This is a genomic window from Sunxiuqinia sp. A32, from assembly GCF_052690465.1.
Map to the genome: position 1 here is coordinate 207,587 of NZ_JBQYLI010000007.1, position 21,981 is coordinate 229,567.

Below are 21,981 nucleotides of genomic sequence, written 5' to 3' on the forward strand. Positions count from 1 at the left end.
ATGAACAAAAAATTGAACCAAAAATCATACGCTCATGGAAACAAAATCACTAGGTTTTATTGGCGGTGGAAGAATCACTAAAATCTTTCTTCAAGCCTTTAAAAACAAAAACATCGAATTCAAATCAATTACCGTTTTTGATTCAAATTCGGAAGTCCTAAATTCTCTAAAGAATCAATTTCCTAGCATTAATTTAGCTGAGAACTCGGAAAGTGGAGCAAAACAGGATATTGTATTTATTGCAGTACATCCACCAATGGTAGTCGAAGTCCTTGAGCAAATTAAGAACTCGCTCTCCAATGACTCAATCGTAATTTCACTTGCTCCAAAAATTACCATTCAAAAAATTCAGAGTCTACTGCCAACGCCGAATATCATCAGAATGATTCCGAATGCAACTTCAATTATTAATGAAGGATTCAATCCTGTTAGTTTTGCAAATTCAACAGATGCAGATAAGAAGCAACTGATTTTAAAAACACTCGAAGTACTAGGCAAAACTTTTGAAGTGAAGGAAGCAAAGCTCGAAGCTTATGCAATGCTTTCAGCCATGTTGCCAACTTATTTTTGGTTTCAATGGGATACTTTGCAAAAACTCGGAACGGACATGGGACTAAATGAGCCTGAAACTAAAGAAACTATTCAGGAAACGTTAATTGCATCCATAAAACTGTTCTTTGATTCTGGCATGAGTTCTGGCGAAATAATTGATCTTATTCCCGTAAAACCAATCAAGGATCATGAGGAAGAAATAAAGCAATGTTTGAATGAAAAGTTAATGGGATTATACCAAAAGATAAAACCTTAATTACACAAAAAGTCCCCGCACTAACTGCAGGGACTTTTCCGATATTTTTTAAAAGCAAAGATCTATTTTTTTGCAATCCAGGCTTTTCCGGATTTCAACAATTCACGCCCGGCCAAATCATTCAAAATAATGCTTGCCATCATGTACCAGGCTGCCAATGCGCAAATAATTAAAACGTATGCAGCTGCTACATTCATCGCTGGAAAACCAAAGTGGCCAAAATCAAGCAAAATAAAACCAATTAAAAGCGTGGTAAAGGTTATCGCCATTGCTGAATGTATGAATAATGATCCCACCCAGAAGATAGCTGTAATTAATGTCCATGCTACTAAATACAGGCCAACATCAGTCCCGGTTGATGGATATATCTGGAAGTGGTTAAAAATCCAGATTATTCCTAAACCGATCCAAAAAGAACCATAACTTGAAAAAGCAGCAAACCCAAAGTTATTGCCTGTTTTTTGCTCCATAAAACCAGCAATTAATTGAGCAAGTCCACCAAATATAAATCCCATCGAAACAATTGGTCCCAAACCACAAATGCCAAGGTTATGAAACTGTAGCAATAATGTCGTGAGACCGAAGCCTGCCAACCCAACAACGGCTGGATTTCCTAATTTTGAATTTTGCATTACAAGATAATTTTAATTGTTTGATTTTGCGGCAAAAATATTGTTCAGAAACAATCTGTGAGCATATCCGGCATTTACAATTGATGAAATTGTTGGTTTGATAATATTGCAAGGACGGCAAATTACTGCTCTACTCGGATTGTCTATTTTTTAACTCAAATTTAACGACGTATTAATACGTCAGAAAAGAAAGCGACGTATTTTTACGCCATATATTCAATCTAATGACACAAGCAAAAGTTAATTTATTTGACGATGATTTGCAGGTGGCTTCGAGCTTTTTTAAAGCACTCGCTCACCCTGCAAGGCTGGCAATATTAAAATACCTTGCGGAAGCGAAAGTTTGCATTTCTAGTGATATTTCCAATGAATTGCCATTAGGACGCACTACGGTAAATCAACATCTGAAAGAATTAAAAAATATTGAACTGATTAAAGGTACAATTGAAGGAGTAAAAATGAATTACTGCCTCAATCCCCAAAAAATTGATGAACTAAAAATGGTTCTTAGTCAGTTTGTAGATACTATCAATCTGCCTACCAACTTTTCATGTAACAACAACTCATAATCTATAAAAAGAAACAAAATAATAATGAAAGTTTTAATCCTTTGTACAGGAAATAGCTGTCGAAGCCAAATGGCGCACGGCTTTTTACAATCTTTTGATTCAGCAATAACTGTTTGTTCTGCCGGAACTGAAGCATCCGGAAAATTGAACCAAAAAGCAGTGCAGGTCATGAAAGAAATTGGTATAGATATTAGTAGTCATACTTCTGACCCGGTTGAAAAATATTTGAATGATGAATGGGATTATGTAATTACAGTTTGCGGAGGCGCCAATGAAAGTTGCCCAACCTTTATTGGCAGGGTGAAGAATCGTTTACATATCGGTTTTGATGATCCTTCGCATGCAGTTGGCTCTGATGAATTCATTATGAGTGAATTCTATCGAGTTCGGGATGAGATACAAAATTCATTCTATGACTTCTACTTAAAAAACATCAAGCATGCCAGCTAAAAAACGACTTTCATTTCTTGATCGATATCTAACATTGTGGATATTGCTTGCGATGACTGTTGGAGTCTGGATTGGTTACGAAAGTCCCCAAATTAGCAACTTTTGGAATAGTTTACAATCCGGAACGACGAATATTCCGCTTGCCATTGGATTAATAATTATGATGTATCCTCCATTGGCAAAAGTAAAATATGAAAAACTTGGTCGGGTTTTTAAAGATGTAAAATTACTGGGCATTTCATTGGTTCAAAACTGGATTATTGGACCAATCCTAATGTTTGTTCTGGCGATTCTATTTTTGCAGGATTACCCGCATTATATGGCTGGTGTGATTTTGATCGGTTTAGCCCGATGTATCGCCATGGTGATTGTATGGAATGACCTGGCTGGCGGTAACCGTGAATATGCAGCAGGATTGGTAGCATTCAACTCAATTTTTCAAATCTTGTTTTTCTCAGTCTATGCTTGGGTATTTCTAGGTATTTTGCCAAACGTTATTGGCCTTCAAGCCATGGAAATCAATATTACTATTGGACAAATTGCAGAATCAGTTTTAATTTATCTTGGGATACCATTTGCAGCCGGATTCCTAACCCGTTTTATTCTTACCAGAGTTAAAGGACAAGAATGGTATCAATATACATTCTTGCCAAAAATAAGTCCATTAACATTAATTGCATTGCTATTTACCATTTTTGTGATGTTTTCACTGAAAGGAGAATACATTATTAAAATACCACTTGACGTCATTCGGATTGCCATTCCTTTGGTCATTTATTTTGTAGTCATGTTTTTGGTATCCTTTCTCATGGGAAAACGATCTGGTACCGATTATTCTAAAACGACAACCATTTCATTTACGGCAGCGTCAAATAATTTTGAACTGGCGATTGCAGTGGCCATAGCTGTATTTGGCATAAATTCGAGAGAAGCATTTGCTGCAGTTATCGGCCCCTTAGTTGAAGTTCCGGTATTATTAGCGCTGGTTAATGTCGCTATTTGGTTCAAAAAGAAATATTTTCGTCCGATTGGCATAGCAGCGAACTAACAATTAACTACTGATATACAAATACATATGGCTGTCAATTTATTAAAACTGGCAGCTTTTTCATTGAAAATAACCGCTGTTGTCGCTTTTCATTTTCAATATTGAATTTTATATTGTTTGAAAAACTATATTTGAAGCGTAATTTTATAGTAATTTAAAGCATCATCAGTATAGAAAAATGAGAAAATGGCGTATTGAAGATTCGGAAGAACTCTACAACATTAATGGTTGGGGAATTAGCTACTTTTCGATAAACGAAAAAGGGAATGTAGCTGTTACTCCTGAAAAAAATGGTAATTCAATTGATTTAAAAGAATTGATTGACGAACTGCAGGTGAGAGATGTTGCAGCTCCAATGCTTGTTCGTTTCCCAGACATTTTGGACAGCAGGATCGAAAAAATGTCCAGTTGTTTTAAATTAGCTGCTAAGGAATATGAGTACAATGCGCAAAATTTCATCATTTATCCGATTAAGGTAAACCAGATGCGTCCGGTTGTGGAAGAAATTGTAAGCCATGGTCGCAAATTTAATATTGGTCTTGAAGCAGGGTCAAAACCTGAATTGCACGCGGTAATCGCAATCAATACAAACAATGATTCACTTATTATTTGCAATGGCTACAAGGATGAAGATTATATCGAATTAGCCTTGCTGGCACAAAAAATGGGTAGAAGAATCTTCATCGTTGTAGAAAAATTAAACGAACTGAAGCTAATTGCTCGCATTGCTAAGCGCCTAAAAGTGAAGCCTAATTTGGGAATACGAATCAAACTGGCGAGCTCAGGAAGTGGCAAGTGGGAAAATTCAGGAGGCGATGTTAGTAAATTTGGACTGACTTCCAGTGAACTACTTACTGCAATGGATTATCTCGAAGAGAATGAACTGAAAGATTGTCTGAAATTGGTACATTTTCACATCGGTAGCCAGGTAAATAAAATACGTCGAATAAAAATTGCCTTGCGCGAAGCATCACAGTTTTATGCTCAAATGTGCCTGCAAGGATTTAATATTGAATTTGTTGATATTGGTGGTGGTCTCGGTGTTGATTACGACGGAACCCGTTCTGCAAATCGTGAAAGCAGTGTAAACTACAGCATCCAGGAATATGTGAATGATGCCATTTCTACCATGGTAGATGTCAGCAATAAAAATAATATTCCTCATCCAAACATTATCACCGAATCAGGGCGCTCATTAACCGCTCACCATTCCGTGTTAATTTTTGAAGTTTTGGAATCTGCCACTTTGCCAAACTGGGATGATGAAGAAGAACCTCATGAAGATGATCACGATTTGGTACTTGAGTTGTACTCACTATGGGATTCTATTAATCAGCCACGTATGTTGGAAATCTGGCACGATGCCCAGCAAATTCGCGAAGAAGCGTTAGATCGCTTTAGCCTTGGATTAGTCGATTTAAAAACCCGTGCACAAATTGAACGCTTGTTTTGGTCTATTGCCAGGGAAATTCATTCCATGACGAATAAAATGAGGCATGTTCCTGAAGAGTTAAACCAATTGCAAAAATTACTCGCTGATAAATATTTCTGCAATTTCTCACTTTTCCAATCATTACCCGACAGTTGGGCAATTGATCAAATTTTCCCGATCATGCCAATTCACAGGCTAGAGGAAAAGCCTGATCGTTCTGCTACTTTGCAGGATATTACCTGTGACTCTGATGGAAAGATTGACAATTTTATTTCGACCAGAAACCTTTCCTATTATTTACCGGTACACAAATTAAAATCTAAAGAACCTTATTATATTGGTGTATTTTTAGTAGGTGCGTACCAAGAAATTCTTGGTGATTTGCACAACTTGTTTGGCGATACCAATGCCGTCCATGTCTCAGTAGACAAAGACGGATATTCGATCGACCAGATTATTGACGGTGAAACGGTTGCTGAAGTATTGGACTATGTTCAATACAATCCCAAAAAGATGGTACGCACGGTAGAAACATGGGTAACATCCGCCGTAAAAGCAGGGAAAATATCCGCTACCGAAGGGAAAGAGTTCTTATCAAATTATCGATCCGGCCTTTACGGATATACTTATCTCGAATAAAAAGCACCTTAATTTATAGCAAAAAGTCTGCCTACTGGGCAGACTTTTTTTATCTAATCATGAATCTTTGACGTCAATTCACTATAGAAAGTTCAATTGTCGTAAATTAGTTACCAAATAAGAATGAAATAAAATTAATCAGGTGGGAAAGTTATAATTCTTTGAATTACTTAAGAAATCAAACAATAATTATATAATCATGTTCCCAAAAATTGCAAGCTTTTTTTTGATGATACTTAAATGGATAATCATCACCGGACTAGTTCTTTTCTCATTGGCGACCTTCATGGGAGGAGCGTATGCTCAAACACTATTATTATTATTAATTGCAACTTCCATCGTATTCTGGCCAAAGACGATTGAAAGAAAATGGGATCGAAAAGCTTCGTTAATCTCGAGAATTGTCTTTCTATTATTGCTGATAATAATCAAGGTAGTATTCCTGGGCGGTGAGCCCAAAACAAGTATCTATACATCTGAAGAAAATCGAAAGATACTTACTAATATCTATGACCAGAAAGTAAAAGATTGGCCGGTAGAAACCGAGGATATCTTCATTGTAACAAGTTATGGTAAAGTTCATGTTTTAGCCTGTGGAGCAAAAGAAAATCCTCCAATTCTATTATTTCATGCGGCATCAATGGGGGCTCATTCCTGGGCTGAAAACTTACCACCGCTGCTAGATCATTATCGAATATACGCTATTGACAATATTGGAGAAGGCAATAAAAGTGCTCTTATCGATGCAACAGTATATCCCAATTCGCCCAAAGAAATAGCAAACTTTTACGCATTGATTGCAGATAGCCTGGGAATAAAAAGTTCACCTGTCTTTGGCGCATCCAACGGTGGATATATTGCCCAGGTGTATGCATATTACTATCCTGAAAAAGTAGAATCACTGGCACTTTTTGGACCAATGGGCTTAACTCAATTGACTGGAAATAGTATTCTTATGCTTGGTCTCACTTCGATGTATCCTCTGCAGCCGTTACGTGATAGGGTTTCAAAATGGGCTATCGGTGACAACCAATACGTAAATCAAAAATATGGTGACTGGTTTAACCAGATTATGATATCCACCATTCCTTCCGTCAGCATGCCAATTCCCATGACAACAGAACAGAAGAAACAGATGGATCTACCTATATTGCTTTTTCTAGGAACAAAAGACCCAATTGTGGGAGACGCTGAAATAGCCAAACAAACTGCACGGGATTATCCAAACATTCAAATTGAAATTCTTAAATCAGGACATTTAATATCGGTAGAACATGCAGAAACCATCAATGAAAAAGTCTCCAAATTCTTAACTATTGAAAGTTAAACTGAATTCTGTCATTTTTCCCACTTTTCTGAAACATGTGTAATACAAATTCGTAACTTGCAAAAAAAGACCAAAAAGTATTCTATACGCACAACATCATTATCACTCAGGAGCTTAAAATTCAACCACTAATTTAATACCACAATTATGAAAAAGCTTTTGAAATTTATTTTATGGATTCTGGGAATCTTGGTCGTTGGCATTGTCATCTTGCTTGTATATGTCAAAACGATGCTACCTAATGTCGGTGAACCTGAAGAAATGACCATCAAACTATCTCCTGATCGAATTGAACGTGGGGAGTACTTAGCCAATCATGTGATGGCTTGTATGGATTGTCACTCAACCAGAGACTTCAGCCTTTTTGCAGGGCCCGTTGTACCCGGCACTTTAGGACAAGGTGGGGAGATTTTCGATCAAAATATGGGCTTCCCTGGCAGGTTTATTTCTCCTAACATCACCCCCGCAAAACTCTCAAATTGGACCGATGGTGAAATTTTCAGAGCAATAACCAGCGGGGTATCAAAAGACGGACGTGCACTTTTTCCGGTCATGCCCCACCCCAATTACGGACAAATTGATCCGGAAGATATAAAGTCAATCATTGCTTATTTAAGATCACTCCCACCGATCGAAAATGAGGTTGAAAAATCGAAACCAGATTTCCCTATGAATTTTATTTTGAACACGATTCCTAAAAAAGCAACATTCCAAAAAACTCCACCAAAATCAAACAAAATTGAATATGGTAAGTATTTGGCTACTGCAGCTTCCTGTGCTGATTGTCACACTAAACAGGAAAAAGGTAAAATTGTTGGTGAACCCTTTGCCGGAGGAATGGAGTTTCAATTTCCTGACGGGTCTATTCTGAGAGCAAAAAATATCACACCACATCCTGATACCGGAATTGGCTATTGGACAGAGGAAATGTTTATAGAAAAATTTAAAACTTATGGTGATTCCACCTACAACCCACATAAAGTTGGTCCCGGAGACTTTCAAACAATGATGCCCTGGATGCTCTATGGAAAAATGAAAACAGAAGATTTAAAAGCCATTTTTGCCTATCTCAAGTCTGTAAAACCTGTGGAAAATGATGTTGAATTCTTTTCTCCGGCACAATAAGAAATTTACGAGCGGATGTGAATAACCATCCGCTCGATTTTTTTCCATCATTATTCATGAACAAATGGTACAAAGCGTACTGCTGTAACATTTCTGGTTTTTACCTTGCCATTTTTCTTTTCAACTAACTTAAGTATCTGTACATGAGATGGTCTGCCCACCGGAATAACCATTCTCCCCCCTTCTTTTAACTGATCAATCAATGGTTGTGGAATCGAATCTGCCGCTGCCGTAACAATGATTGCGTCATAAGGTGCATATTCTTCCCAACCAACATAGCCATCTCCTATTTTTACATGTACGTTATCATATCTCAGTTTACCTAACAACTCCGCTGATTGGGTTCCAAGTTCTTCGACCAACTCAATGGTATATACCTGATCTACAATTTCGGCCAAAACAGCTGCCTGATAACCTGAACCTGTGCCAATCTCTAAAACCCTATCAGTTCCTTCTGGAAGAATTAACTCAGTCATGAAAGCAACAATATAAGGTTGGGAAATGGTTTGACTATAACCTATTGGTAAAGGTCGATCATCATATGCCAGGTGCTGATAAGGCTTAGGAACAAATAAATGGCGTTTTACTTTTTTCATCGCATGAAGCACTTCTTCCGATCGAATTCCCCTTGATTTAATTTGCTCAATGACCATTTGATTTCGTTCTTTCTCAAATGAATCTTGTGGCGAATTTGCCCCCAATAAGATCAGACTAAAGCCACATATAAAAACGTGTAATCCTATAGAAACCATAAATTCAACTCTATTTATTTCTATTTACGAATCAATCAAGTTTGAGTTTTCTCTTTGGGTCAGCTTTAAGATTTTTATATATTCAACTATATAAAAATTAGCTTCTGCACAGAATCAGATACATAATTTTTATATCTTTCGGTGTCAGAAAAATATCTATAATTCATATTCACCCTATAAAAATAGCTCCAATTCAAAACTATTATCAGACGAAGCAATTCATATTCAATAAATTCTCAATTATTATTAAAGTAAAAATCAAAATGAAAAAATTAATCTTATTCTCGTTCATGTTAATGTTGGTAACCATTTCTTTTTCTCAAACGAAGCTATATGTTCATCCTGATGCTGATAATTATGTTTCAAGTACCAAAACAATTGCAATTTTACCGATGAGTGTTCAAGTAAAATTAAGACCAAATCAATTGAAGGAATTTAGCAGTGAGCAAATAGAAGAGATGAACAAAAGCGAATCTCTTGACTTACAAAAAGGTATGTACAGTTGGTTCTTAACAAGAAAGAAAAGAGGTTCATTATTAGTGGAGGTACAAAATCCAACTAAAACAAATGCACTCCTCAAAAAGAAAAATATAAATATTCATTCGTATGATGAATACACCCCTAGTGAATTAGGTGAAATTCTAGGTGTTGAAACCGTCATTACTGGATCCTTCGAAACTTCAAAGCCAATGTCTGATGCTGCTGGAATTGGTCTATTATTGCTTACAGGCGGTATGTTTGCTACAAGTAGCGCAACAATAAATATGGATTTTGTTAGCACTAACGATGACGAAGTGGTTGTAAACTATTTCAAAAAAATAAATGGATCTTTAGGCTCAAACTCTCAGGATTTAATGAATATTCTTATGAGAAAAGTTTCTAGAAGAATTCCTTACACAGATTAAATCGCAAAAAAGGCGCTTCAAATTGAAGCGCCTTTCCCTTTTTCAGTTTATTTTTTATCCCAAAAATGAAATCAGAACACCAGCAGCAACTGCTGATCCAATTACTCCTGAAATGTTACTGGCCATACAATATTGTAGAACGTGATTCTTAGGATCGTATTTAATAGCAATTTCGTTGGCAACACGAGAAGCCATTGGAACTGCACTTAGTCCGGTTGCACCAACCAGCGGGTTGATTTTCTTCTTAGCGATCAAATTATATATTTTCACTGCAAAGATTCCACCCGCAATTGAAATTGCAAATGCAATAAAACCACCAACGATAATCATGATGGTACGAACATTCAGAAATACTTCTGATGTCATAGTAGCACCAACAGTTAAACCTAGGAAGATTGTTGCGGTGTTCATAATAGAACCAGTAGCAGCATCCGACAAACGTGCTACAGTAACACCAACTTCCTTAATTAAGTTACCGAAAAGCAACATTCCTAAAAGAGGTACCGAAGAAGGTACAAATATGGAAATGATGATTCCCAAAACTATTGGGAAAGCAATTTTCACTGCTCTCAGGTTTTTTATTTTGTGTTTTGGTGGATATAATTTATCCATCTCCTTCATACTGATTCTTAACTCCTTTTCGGAACACAGAATTCGTGTCACGAAAGGAATAATTACTGGTACCAGTGCCATGTATGAATAGGCAGCAATTGCAATTGGTCCCAATAAATGAGGTGCCAGCATGATGGTTGTATAAATAGCAGTTGGTCCGTCTGCACCACCAATGATACCAAGAGAAGCAGCCTCTTTCAGGGTAAACCCAAACGCAACAGCAGAAATTAAAACGGTAAAAATACCGATCTGTGCCGCAGCTCCAAAAAAGGCAAGTCTCAGGTTACGTAACATTGGACCAAAATCGGTAAGCGCTCCTACCCCCATAAAAATGATGGGTGGCAAAAATCCGGTTTTAATCAAGGCATAATACAGGAAATTCATAATCCCGTGGTCATGCGCAATTTCAAACAGGTTTTTATAATGATGCTCATCGATCTGGATATACTCAGCAGGAACAACTCCCATACCACCTCCTGGAAGATTTGCTAAAATTAGACCAAACGCAATTGGTATCAGCAACAGTGGTTCATACTGCTTTTTTATACCAAGGTATAAAAGAACAGCTCCTATTGCCAACATCAAAATTGTACCGGGTCCATTCACAAAATCCTGGATGGCAGTCATTTGATAGAGTTTCTCTAAAATAGACATATGCAGGATCTTGAATTATTGAATTTTTACTAAAACGTCGTCTTCTTCTACCTCAACACCACTATCGAAAGCAATCTCAACAACCTTACCAGAAATATCTGATCTTATGGCATTAAAGGTTTTCATCGCCTCAATGTAACCAATCAAATCACCTTCTTTCACAGTGTCTCCAACCTTAAGTGCCGTTTCTGAGCTTTCTTTTGTCAGGTAAAATTTCCCTTCTAATGGAGCAATAATTTCTTTCGCAGAACCATTCACTACAGGCGCAGCAGCTGGCGCGGCCGGTGCGGCAGCAACCTCCTGTGCAGGAGCAGCAGCTTCACTTCCACCATACGAAACAGAAACTTGGAATTTCTCTCCATCAACATCAACAATCATGCTTGAAGGGCTAAAGTTTGCAGGAGCCGCTGCCACTACAGGAGCTTCAGCTTTCTTGGTTCCTTCCAACATACCAGCACCTTCTTCTTTTTTCTTGGCCAAATCAGCTTCAAATGCTTTTTTAGCTTCACCTGATTTATAAGCACGATATTGTTCAGGGTGCATTGCCAATTCAAACAACTCTTCATCATCCTGACCGTAATCCCAACCTTTTTCATCCATTTCCTTACGGAATGTATCAAGTGCATCAGGATACAAGCTTTGAGGAATAGCAGTAAATTCTTCTTTACCATTCTCCTTAGCAAGTGCTTTCAATTCAGGAGCTAATTCTCCAGGTAGTTTTCCACCACGTCCCATTAGCATATCCCAAATATTATCTGCAATCATTCCCCAGCGCTCTTTACCTTTCTCTAATTGCATTACGTTCATCATCGCCAAATTCTTCACGTATTGGCTGTATGGAGTAACCAACGGTGGATATCCAACCATCGGCCAAATGTGCTCAACTTCATTAAACAACTTCACCAACAAATCATCTTGAGATAAAGTAGGCTGGTTGTTTTTAACTTTCCATTTGTTGATGCTTGCAAGGTTGCTTTCCAAATCTGCCATCAATGATCCCATCATACCTCCAGGTAAACCAGGACCAATCAGCAATGAATTCATGAAGCGGTTTTTAGGATTGATATAGTATCCCAGAAAATCTTCGATGAAACTTTGAGTCAAACTGCGAACTTTCATGTAGGCATCCATATTGATTTCTGGAACATCAAAACCAGCATCACTTAACATTGCGTGCACAGCAAGCAAGTCAACATGGCCAGTTCCCCAAGAAAGCGGCTCCATCGCAACATCAATATATTCAACTCCGGCACGACATACTTCCAAAATAGAAGCAAGCGCAAAACCAGGACCTGAGTGTGAGTGATATTGAAGTGGAGTATCAGGATGTAATTTTTTAATTCCAGATACAATTTTTCCTAACCAAACCGGACGGCCAATACCTGCCATATCTTTCAAGCAGATTTCATCAGCACCACCTTTAATTAGGGTATCAGCCAGGTTTACGTAATAATCTACAGTATGCACTTTTGAGTAAGTTAAACTCAATGCAGCCTGAGCAATCATTCCGCCTTCTTTCGCATATTTAATAGAATCAAGGATGTTACGGGCATCATTCAAACCACAGAACGGACGAGTGATATCAGTCCCCTGCGCTTTCTTTACCTTGTACATCATTTTACGAACATCTGCAGGAACAGGGCTCATACGAAGTCCGTTCAAAGAACGATCCAGCATGTGTGTTTGGATACCGGCATCATTGAATGGCTGAGTCCACTTGCGTACTGCATTGTTTGGATTCTCCCCGAAAAGAAGGTTAATTTGCTCAAAACCTCCTCCGTTAGTCTCAACTCGTGCAAAACACCCCATCTCAACAATGTGTGGAGCAACTTTAACTAATTGGTCAACGCGTGGCAGGTATTTACCTGATGACTGCCACATGTCACGGTAAACCAATGAAAATTTGATTTTTCTCTTTTCCATAAGGCTATTATAATTTTATTTGGTTTTTAAGGTTGAATGCCCTTAGGCTAGAACAGGCATGCTGCTAAAGTTTTTCAATCTTTGTAACATGACCTTTTCCTTCAGTTACTGTTTTAACTGCAGAAACGATTGCTGCTACTTTTTTGCGATTGAAATCAGTTGTCTGGTTGACAACATTTTGAACTTTTTTACTGACTTCTTCAGGTAAGTATTTATTGACAAATTTTACAATCAGATTACCGATTAACACTACCAGAGAAAGGATAATAAATACTGTTATCATCCCAATTCCCATCAACTGCAAAGCCATTCCTAAGTCACTCATCTTTTTGATATTTTTTTTTAAAAAACTTTTCCCATTATATAGAACGGCGGCAATATTACCAATAATTTTTACGGGAATGAAATGATTAAATGAGCCTCAAAAAACAATTATTAAAAAATTAACATTGTTTTTTTCAATTCGAAATTGATCAATCTATTTTTACTTACAGTTTAATACTAATAACAACAAAAACTGTTTAGAATACCACCAGAACTATAAATTTGCTGACAATTTTCCTCAATAATCAAGAAAATTTTCTCATCAAACATAACAAATTATCAAGATATGCAAATATATAATTATAATAATTCTCAATCGAAAAGATTTCTAATTTATAAACATTCTTCAGAAAACATACAATCAATTGTTTTTACAAACGAAAAATGGTTTCATTCTTAAAAACTTATCTGTATTTTTATGCGCCTAAATTAAATAACGACATGAGGTCGTTTTACACAACTACATTTAATAAATCAACTAAGAAATGACAAAACAAACAAATCTAACCAGAAGGCGTTTTCTTGGAACGGCTGCGGTAGGTCTGGCAGGAGTTAGTTTTCTTCCTTCCATAACATCATGCGCAACAAAAGAGATTGCTAACGATAAAATTAGACTCGGATTCATTGGTATGGGACAACAATCCATGTTCCTTTTAAATGGATTCTTGCAGATCCCGGGAGTTCGCGTTCTTGCAGGTTGCGATGTATATGGCCGCAAACGAACTCGCTTTGAAAACAGGGTGAACGATTTCTACACAAAAAACAATGTGGAAGTAAATGTTAGAACCTATGAAAATTATGAGGATTTACTTGCACAAGATGATATTGATGCTGTTGTTATTGCAGTTCCAGACTTTTCGCATGCCATGATTGCAATTGCCGCTTGTAAGGCAGGAAAAGATGTATATCTGGAAAAACCAATGACTTTCACCATAAAAGAAGGTCAAGAGCTTCGCAGAGTCGTGCGTGAAACAGAGCGTGTACTTGCTATTGGAAGCCACCAACGTTCTGATAAAATTTTCCAGCATGCCGTTAAAATGGTCCAAGAAGGAAAAATCGGGAAGATTGAAAAAGTAAATGCTTATGTTGGTGCTCCTCCAACACCGTATACTTTACCAGAAGAGCCTATTCCATCGGATTTGAATTGGGATTTATGGTTGGGCCCATTACCTGAATCTATTCACTTTAATAATGAATTAAATCCACCAATCTCTCTTGATCCGGTGGAGCATGAAAAATTCTGGGGTGGATGGCGCTGGTACAAGGAGACCGGTGGTGGTTTCACTACTGACTGGGGAGCTCACATGTTTGACATTGCTCAGTGGGGACTTGGAATGGATAAAAACGGACCAGTTGAGATTTCACCGATTGGAGACGGAACAGAATTTATGCAATTCAAATATGCCGATGGAGCAATTATGACCTCTGAACCATTTGATGAAAGAAAGACAAAAGGTGTAAAATTCTGTGGAGATAAAGGTTGGATTGAAGTTTCTCGTGGATATTACAAAGCTTCGGATGAAGCACTTAATCTGCCGAAAGAAGAAGATAAAGGTTCATCTATATTCACAGAAATTCCTCATCAGGTTAATTTCATTGAAGCCATTAGGAACAGAGTAGACCCAGTTGTTCCTGTTGAAATAGGACACAGTTCATGCACCGTTTGTACACTTGGAAACATTGCGTGCGACCTTGGCCGAACCATCAAATGGGATCCTGCAACTGAAACATTTGTAGATGATGAAGATGGAAAAGCATCAGCAAAACTTCACTACAAATATCGTGATGGTTGGAAATTGTTATAAAAACTAAGACATCTTACAATAAATGGAAAGCTGTGCTTCAATGAAGCGCAGCTTTTTTATGCTTTAAATTACAGAAATCTATTGTCAAACATTTTGTTTTGCGAAACCGAAATAGCTCCATTTTGGTAAACAAACCATATAAACCAATAATGAAAGGAGGTTCAATATGACCGACAGTGTTTACAAAATTATTGAGCTAGTCGGAACCAGTGATGTATCGTGGGAGAAAGCCGCTGAAAATGCAATTTCCCGGGCATCTGAGTCATTACGCGACTTGCGTATTGCAGAAGTTACTGCAATGGATTTACACGTTAAAGATGGTAAGATTGAATACTATCGCACGAAATTGAAAGTGTCATTTAAATTTGAAGGACACCATTAATCCCCCCGAGAACTAATCATTCTATATGATTGATCTCTTAAAAATACTTAAAACTAAGTATTTATGCATGTACATATTTTAATCAAAAAAAATCAACTTAACCCTTAATGCCTGTTCCTGACTTATAAATTTCACGACTCTGCCCACACCAGGAATCGTTAAGGGGTTTGGTCTCTAAAAATCATTAAGCCATGGAACTACTTTTAAAAAATGTAAATCATAGAATTGAAAGTTTGTGTAAGGAGCTTACGCAAATTCATGAAACCCACTCAGACACGATTCTTGGTGATATTACTATTAAGCATCTTCTGGGTGGAATGAGAGGATTAAAGGCGATGGTTTGTAACACATCGTACGTTGATCCTATGGAGGGTCTTTTTATCAGTGGATACACTGTGCCTGAATTCTCTGACAAAACTCCGGAAGAAATATTCTTTCTATTATGTACCGGAAAATTCCCAAACGATAGTGAACTTGCAGAATTACACACCGAGCTAAGCAACCGCGCTGAAGTGCCCGGCTATGTTTGGGACCTATTTCACTCTCTTCCAAAAGATACGCATCCGATGACGATGCTTAGCATGGGTATCATGGCCATGGAAGGTCAGTCTGTATTTAAAAGAAAGTATCTTGAAGGTATCCCAAAGTCTGATTTCTGGAAATATTCTTTGGAAGATTCTTTAAATTTAATTGCCAAATTACCATCGCTGGCTGCCGGCATCTACAAAATTCTATTTATGAATGCGAAGCTTGTCGAACACGACCCAGCATTAGGCTTAGCCGGCAATTTAAGCCATCAGCTTGGTATTAATAACAAGGATACATCTTTTGCAGACCTGGTAAGGTTATACCTAGTTTTGCATTGCGACCACGAAGGCGGTAATGTAAGTGCATTCACTGCTCGTGTGGTAAACTCTGCTTTATCAAATTTATTCTTAGCAACAGCTTCCGGTCTTAATGGGCTGGCTGGCCCACTCCATGGATTGGCAAACCAAACATGTTTGCATTTTATCAATCAAATTCATGAAGAAATAGGAGTCGATGCATCACTCGATGAAATACACGAGTTTGTGCTAAAAACCCTCAATACCGGAAATGTTATTCCAGGATATGGACATGCCGTACTTCGAGCAACCGATCCACGTTTTACTGCTTTTATGAAGTTTGGTGATGAAAATTGTGCCAACAGTCCTTATTTACAGACTGTGAAAAAACTATTTGATGTGGTACCCAAAATCCTCAAGAAGTATAAAGGTGGAAAAATTGCCAATCCCTGGCCAAATGTGGATGCAATCTCCGGCTCATTACTATACCACTATGGAATGACACATTACGACTTTTACACAGTGATGTTTGGAATTTCAAGAACTCTGGGTTTCTGTGCTCAAAATGTAATTGCCAGAGGATTGAACCAACCAATTATTCGCCCCAAAAGTGTTACAAATAAATGGCTTAAAAATTATATCGCAGAAAAAGGATAAAAAAATTCAAAAACAAATTCTCCATCCCACTTAATTTCAATTCATGATTTCATTTGAAATTGAGTATATTTGGTTTTGCCATCTTTAAACCAACAAAACTTAGCCCATGAGATTTATCTTTAAAGGAGCCGTTATCATTCTGCTGAATTTATTTTTATTTAACCCTGTATTCTCTCAAGTTGGAGATTTTGAGAGCAATACCGATGTTGGGAATGTAAAACTCCCAGGGAGCTCAAATTACAATTCGGAAGTACAAAGTTACGAACTGACAGGTGCGGGCGAGAATATATGGAATAAAGAAGATCAATTTCAATTTTTATATAAAAAGTTAAAAGGTGATTTTATTCTTCGTGCTCACGTACAATTTATTGATGAAGGGGTTGACCCGCATCGAAAGATTGGTTGGATGGTAAGAAAATCGCTGGATACCGATGCAGCTCACGTAAGTTCTGTAGTGCATGGCGATGGATTAACTTCGTTGCAATACAGAAAAGTTCAAGGCGATGAAACAATGGAAAAGCAGTCAAATATTATATCGCCAGACGTGATACAACTGGAAAGAAAAGGTGACAGTTATATTTTGTCAGCTGCCAAACATGGAGAGCTTTTTACCTCAACCGAAATTTCTGATTTAACTATTGGTGACGAAGTATTTGTTGGACTTTTTATATGTTCTCATAACAAGAATGCAAAGGAAAAAGCGGTGTTCAGCAATGTGAGAATTGTTCTTCCAGATAACCATCAACCAAAAAATGAATCACTAGGGAGCCACCTCGAAATTATGGATATTGAATCCGGCCATCGGGAGATTTTATACAGGTACAATGCATCACTTCAGGCTCCAAACTGGACGATCGATGGAAAAGCACTTATATATAACCAAAAGGGAACATTATACCGATTCGACTTAAAAACGAAGAACCCAAAACCAATTGATACAGGCGTTGCAAAAAACAATAACAACGACCATGTCATTTCATTTGACGGAAAACAGCTAGCAATCAGCGACCATACAGAAAACCCCTACGGAGGATCGTGGATTTACACAGTCCCTGTTGAAGGAGGCACAGCCACTAGAATTACTGAAAATGCTCCCTCATATTTACATGGGTGGTCACCTGATGCAAAGGACCTGGTTTTTTGCGGAGAAAGAGAAGGCAATTTCGATGTGTATAGAATCAATATTGAATCGAAGATTGAAGAACGATTGACTGATGCTCCCGGTCTGGATGACGGGCCAGAATATAGTCCAGATGGGAAATATATTTATTTCAACTCGAACCGGTCGGGAACCATGCAATTGTATCGGATGAATCCGGACGGAACTGAACAAAAACAGCTCACCTTTGATGCTCATAACGATTGGTTCCCACACATATCACCTGATGGAAAGTGGATTGCGTTCCTATCATTTCAGCCAGATATTGATCCGGGTTCTCACCCGTTTTACAAGCGTGTTTATTTGAGACTGATGCCAGCTGACTTGAGCAGTAAACCTAAAGTCATTGCATATTTATACGGTGGACAGGGAACCATGAATGTTCCAAGTTGGTCTCCTGATAGCAAAAAAATCGCTTTCGTAAGTAATACATTGATGAAATAACCTCGTTTTGTTCGAGTAATTATTGACTTTTATTTTGAATCATTCCGGATAAGATATCGGGATGTTAAGATTATATTACCACAACTATTCTGAACATATTTTCACATGTTTTTGATCATTATATATAGATATTTGCATATCTATTTAGACTAATATTTTAAAATAATTATCAAAATTTAATGGCAAAATATGTTATTATAGGTGGCGTTGCCGGAGGAGCAACAGCTGCAGCCCGTTTAAGAAGATTGGATGAGCATGCTGAAATTATCATGTTCGAAAGAGGTCAAAACATTTCGTACGCAAACTGTGGACTTCCCTATTACATTGGAGGAACCATTACGGAAAGAGAAAAGCTTTTAGTGCAAACTCCGGAAAGTTTCCGTGCACGCCTAAATGTTGATGTACGCGTTTTGCAGGAAGTCACAAAAATTGACAGTAAAAACCAACAGATTGAAATTCTAAATCATCAAACTCAGGAAACTTATACAGAAACATATGACAAACTAATTGTCTCACCCGGAGCTGAACCTGTAAAACCACCCATTAAAGGTATCAACGATGCTTCAATATTCACACTTCGAAACGTAGCAGATACCGACAAGATAAAAGCATTCTGTGATGATAATGATCCCAAACGCGCTGTGGTCATCGGAGCTGGATTTATTGGCCTTGAAATGGCCGAAAACCTTCACCAATTGGGAATGAATGTTACGATCGTAGAAATGGCAAGCCAGGTAATGGCTCCATTGGATTACGAAATGGCGGCAGAAGTCCACCAACATTTAAAAACCAAGCAGGTGGAATTCTACCTGAAAGATGGTGTCAACTCATTCTCGCGAGCCGGAAACCAACTAACCGTCCACTTGCAATCAGGTCGGGAAATTGAGACCGATATGGTTATTCTCTCAATTGGTGTGCGTCCGGAAACAAAGTTGATTAAAGAGGCGGGACTGGCTCTGGCAGAAAATGGTGGTATTAAAGTTAATGACTACTTACAAACTGATGATGAGAACATCTATGCATTGGGCGATGCGATTGCATTTCCACACCCAATTACAGGAAAATATGTAAATACCTATTTAGCCGGACCAGCGAATAAGCAAGGTCGTATTGTCGCTGACAATGTGGTAATGGGAAATGTGAGAAAGTATAAAGGTGCCATTGCAACTGCCATTGCGAAAGTATTTGATATTACCGTTGCGTCAACAGGTCTTCCGGCTAAAGCATTGAAACGCGAAGGCATCAAGTACGTTTCGAACATCATACATGGTTCATCACATGCGGGCTATTATCCGGGAGCGTTACCTTACACCTTGAAAATTCTGTTTCATCCTGAAAATGGCAAACTGTACGGAGCACAAATGATCGGCTACAAAGGCATCGACAAACGTATTGATTTAATTGCCACCGTATTGATGAATAACGGAACCATTTATGACTTACAAGATATTGAACATGCCTATGCCCCACCGTATTCATCTGCAAAAGATCCTGTAAATCAGGCTGGCTATGTGGCTGAAAACATTCTAACAGGACGAATGAAAAATATCAACTGGATGGATGTTAGCAAATTACACGCTCCTCAAATATGCCTGCTTGATGTTCGTACACCCGCAGAACATGCATTAGGTCACATTGAAGGCTCAATGAACATTGAGGTAGATAAAATCAGGGAGCGATTGGACGAGATTCCACGAAACAAAAAAATTATCATTTACTGTGGAGTTGGAATCCGGGGTTATTTTGCCAGCCGAATTCTAATGCAAAATGGCTTTGAAGAAGTGTACAACCTGAGTGGTGGATACAAAACATTTGAGCATACAACTTGTAAGCAAAGCAATGAAGACATTTTTGAATCAAGCTACATTGCCAAGGATGATCATATTTATCGTGGCAAACCTGCCGATTCAGTTTCAAATAACCAGCAAATTAAAACCATCGAGGTAGATGCGTGTGGATTGCAATGTCCCGGTCCGATTTTGAAATTGAAAACAGAGATGGGCAAACTTCAATCTGGAGAGCGTTTAATACAAAAAGCCAGTGATCCCGGTTTTATGAAAGATGTAAAATCGTGGTGTAATATGACTGGCAATAATTTGGTTTCACTGGAATCAAGTGAAGGAATTATCACCGCGATGATTGAAAAAGGGAAATCGGAAAAGCCACAAGGAGTCTCTATTCCGGCTCAACTTCCACAAAACAAAACGATGGTGGTATTCAGCGATGATCTTGATCGTGCATTAGCCACTTTAGTGATTGCCAATGGAGCTGCATCAATGGGAAAAGAAGTAACGCTATTCTTCACATTCTGGGGTCTCAACATCATTAAAAAAGCAGATAAACCGAAGGTCAGTAAAGACTTGATGGGGAAAATGTTTGGAAAAATGATGCCGGAAAATGCAGGGAAACTCAAACTTTCAAAAATGAATATGCTCGGAATGGGTTCTGTGATGATGAAAAAACGTATGCTTGCCAAACAAGTCGATTCTATCGAGGATATGATTCAAACAGCACTTGACAATGGAGTAAAGATGATTGCCTGCCAAATGTCGATGGATGTAATGGGTGTAAATTCCGAAGAATTGATAGATGGAGTTGAGATTGGTGGAGTAGCAGCTTACCTGGAAGAAGCTGAAAAATCCAACTTAAATCTGTTCATATAATTTCCAGAATAAAACAGAACGTCACTCTAGTCAATTAGAGTGGCGTTTTTAGTCAAAACCCATATCCTCAGGTGTTTTTGAAGAATCGGCCACCAATCGATTTATTTCTTTCAATTCCTTTTTTGTCAGATTGCGCCATTTCCCAAGCGGTACATCCAGAGAGACATTCATAATACGAACACGTTTCAGCTTCACAACCCGATACTCCAGATATTCACACATTCGACGTATTTGCCTGTTTAAACCTTGAGTCAGGATAATACGAAATTCAAATTTATCTGTTTGCTCAATGAAACACTTCCGTGTTACTGTATCCAAAATTGGCACGCCATCCCCCATTTTTTTGATAAAGTCCTTGGTGACTGGCTTATTCACAGTAACCACATATTCTTTTTCGTGATGATTTCTGGCTCTCAAAATTTTATTGACAATGTCTCCATCATTCGTTAAAAAAATGAGTCCCTCACTTGGTTTGTCCAATCTGCCAATGGGAAAAATACGTTTTGGATAATTGATATAATCAATAATATTGTCCTTCTCAACGCGGGTATCGGTAGTACAAACAATGCCAACAGGCTTATTAAAAGCAATATAAACAGGCTTATCTTTAGGTTCAGAAATTAATTTTCCATCCACCCGAACCTCATCACCGGGAGTTACTTTTGTTCCCATTTCCGGCACTTTTCCATTGATGGTTATTCGTTTCTGCTCTATCAATTTGTCAGCCGCTCTCCGCGAACAAAACCCAACTTCACTTAAATACTTATTGATTCTTGTTTCTTGCTCCATTCCGTATTAATCTCTGTCCATTTTCTAATTCTTCAAAAATAGAAAATAAAAAGACCAT

19 protein-coding genes are annotated in these 21,981 nt (G+C 37.9%); 13 read left to right on the top strand and 6 right to left on the bottom strand.

The window, feature by feature from the left end; all coding sequences use genetic code 11:
• Positions 1-34: 34 nt before the first annotated feature.
• Positions 35-808 (top strand): pyrroline-5-carboxylate reductase family protein, encoded by a 774-nt coding sequence (locus ACUNWD_RS09630; protein WP_445587588.1) that lies wholly within the window; start codon positions 35-37, stop codon positions 806-808.
• 62 nt (positions 809-870) lie between these two features.
• Here the strand turns inward: ACUNWD_RS09630 and ACUNWD_RS09635 are convergent, their stop codons facing one another.
• Positions 871-1,440 carry an acetate uptake transporter gene (locus ACUNWD_RS09635; RefSeq protein WP_445587589.1) on the bottom strand — a complete coding sequence of 190 codons (570 nt, stop codon included), beginning with the start codon at positions 1,438-1,440 and terminating at the stop codon, positions 871-873.
• A 224-nt stretch (positions 1,441-1,664) separates the two neighbouring features.
• Between ACUNWD_RS09635 and ACUNWD_RS09640 the strand changes: the two genes are divergently transcribed.
• From ACUNWD_RS09640 to ACUNWD_RS09665, 6 genes are all read left to right on the top strand, one after another.
• Complete coding sequence (locus tag ACUNWD_RS09640; protein WP_445587590.1) at positions 1,665-2,009, top strand: ArsR/SmtB family transcription factor; 345 nt, start codon at positions 1,665-1,667, stop codon at positions 2,007-2,009.
• Between the two features lie 24 nt (positions 2,010-2,033).
• The gene (locus ACUNWD_RS09645; RefSeq protein ID WP_445587591.1) at positions 2,034-2,459 is read left to right on the top strand and encodes an arsenate reductase ArsC; all 426 of its coding nucleotides are present in this window, start codon (positions 2,034-2,036) and stop codon (positions 2,457-2,459) included.
• A complete protein-coding gene (gene arsB, locus ACUNWD_RS09650; protein ID WP_445587592.1) occupies positions 2,449-3,507 on the top strand; it encodes an ACR3 family arsenite efflux transporter in 1,059 nt (352 codons plus the stop codon). Before ACUNWD_RS09645 ends, arsB begins: the two co-directional genes overlap by 11 nt.
• Before the next feature lie 178 nt (positions 3,508-3,685).
• The gene (gene speA / locus ACUNWD_RS09655; protein ID WP_445587593.1) at positions 3,686-5,578 is read left to right on the top strand and encodes a biosynthetic arginine decarboxylase; all 1,893 of its coding nucleotides are present in this window, start codon (positions 3,686-3,688) and stop codon (positions 5,576-5,578) included.
• A 229-nt stretch (positions 5,579-5,807) separates the two neighbouring features.
• Positions 5,808-6,905, top strand: a complete 1,098-nt coding sequence (locus ACUNWD_RS09660) for an alpha/beta fold hydrolase (RefSeq protein WP_445587594.1) — start codon at positions 5,808-5,810, stop codon at positions 6,903-6,905.
• A gap of 147 nt (positions 6,906-7,052) precedes the next feature.
• A complete protein-coding gene (locus ACUNWD_RS09665) occupies positions 7,053-8,030 on the top strand; it encodes a c-type cytochrome (protein ID WP_445587595.1) in 978 nt (325 codons plus the stop codon).
• 50 nt (positions 8,031-8,080) lie between these two features.
• Here the strand turns inward: ACUNWD_RS09665 and ACUNWD_RS09670 are convergent, their stop codons facing one another.
• Entirely contained in the window at positions 8,081-8,782 is a 702-nt protein-coding gene (locus ACUNWD_RS09670) for a protein-L-isoaspartate(D-aspartate) O-methyltransferase (protein WP_445587596.1), read from the bottom strand.
• 263 nt (positions 8,783-9,045) lie between these two features.
• Here ACUNWD_RS09670 and ACUNWD_RS09675 point away from each other — a divergent pair, with 263 nt between their 5' ends.
• Positions 9,046-9,687 carry a hypothetical protein gene (locus ACUNWD_RS09675; protein WP_445587597.1) on the top strand — a complete coding sequence of 214 codons (642 nt, stop codon included), beginning with the start codon at positions 9,046-9,048 and terminating at the stop codon, positions 9,685-9,687.
• Between the two features lie 54 nt (positions 9,688-9,741).
• On the opposite strand, the gene ACUNWD_RS09680 is transcribed toward ACUNWD_RS09675, so the two are convergent.
• The 3 genes from ACUNWD_RS09680 to ACUNWD_RS09690 form a co-directional block, all read right to left on the bottom strand.
• Positions 9,742-10,953, bottom strand: coding sequence for a sodium ion-translocating decarboxylase subunit beta (locus ACUNWD_RS09680; RefSeq protein ID WP_445587598.1), 1,212 nt, complete (start codon positions 10,951-10,953; stop codon positions 9,742-9,744).
• A 15-nt stretch (positions 10,954-10,968) separates the two neighbouring features.
• Positions 10,969-12,876: a biotin/lipoyl-containing protein gene (locus tag ACUNWD_RS09685; protein WP_445587599.1), complete on the bottom strand. Its 1,908-nt coding sequence runs from the start codon at positions 12,874-12,876 to the stop codon at positions 10,969-10,971.
• Positions 12,877-12,940: 64 nt separating this feature from the next.
• Complete coding sequence (locus tag ACUNWD_RS09690; protein WP_445587600.1) at positions 12,941-13,201, bottom strand: OadG family protein; 261 nt, start codon at positions 13,199-13,201, stop codon at positions 12,941-12,943.
• Between the two features lie 484 nt (positions 13,202-13,685).
• On the opposite strand from ACUNWD_RS09690, the gene ACUNWD_RS09695 reads away from it, so the two are divergent.
• From ACUNWD_RS09695 to ACUNWD_RS09715, 5 genes are all read left to right on the top strand, one after another.
• Complete coding sequence (locus ACUNWD_RS09695; RefSeq protein ID WP_445587601.1) at positions 13,686-15,005, top strand: Gfo/Idh/MocA family protein; 1,320 nt, start codon at positions 13,686-13,688, stop codon at positions 15,003-15,005.
• 166 nt (positions 15,006-15,171) lie between these two features.
• Positions 15,172-15,387 (top strand): dodecin family protein, encoded by a 216-nt coding sequence (locus ACUNWD_RS09700; protein ID WP_445587602.1) that lies wholly within the window; start codon positions 15,172-15,174, stop codon positions 15,385-15,387.
• Between the two features lie 191 nt (positions 15,388-15,578).
• Positions 15,579-16,868: a citrate (Si)-synthase gene (locus tag ACUNWD_RS09705; protein ID WP_445587603.1), complete on the top strand. Its 1,290-nt coding sequence runs from the start codon at positions 15,579-15,581 to the stop codon at positions 16,866-16,868.
• A gap of 106 nt (positions 16,869-16,974) precedes the next feature.
• The gene (locus ACUNWD_RS09710) at positions 16,975-18,471 is read left to right on the top strand and encodes a DUF5050 domain-containing protein (RefSeq protein ID WP_445587604.1); all 1,497 of its coding nucleotides are present in this window, start codon (positions 16,975-16,977) and stop codon (positions 18,469-18,471) included.
• Between the two features lie 179 nt (positions 18,472-18,650).
• Complete coding sequence (locus ACUNWD_RS09715) at positions 18,651-21,134, top strand: CoA-disulfide reductase (protein WP_445587605.1); 2,484 nt, start codon at positions 18,651-18,653, stop codon at positions 21,132-21,134.
• Positions 21,135-21,182: 48 nt separating this feature from the next.
• Here ACUNWD_RS09715 and rluF read toward each other — a convergent pair whose 3' ends face one another.
• Positions 21,183-21,923, bottom strand: coding sequence for a 23S rRNA pseudouridine(2604) synthase RluF (gene rluF, locus ACUNWD_RS09720; protein ID WP_445587606.1), 741 nt, complete (start codon positions 21,921-21,923; stop codon positions 21,183-21,185).
• Positions 21,924-21,981: the final 58 nt, after the last annotated feature.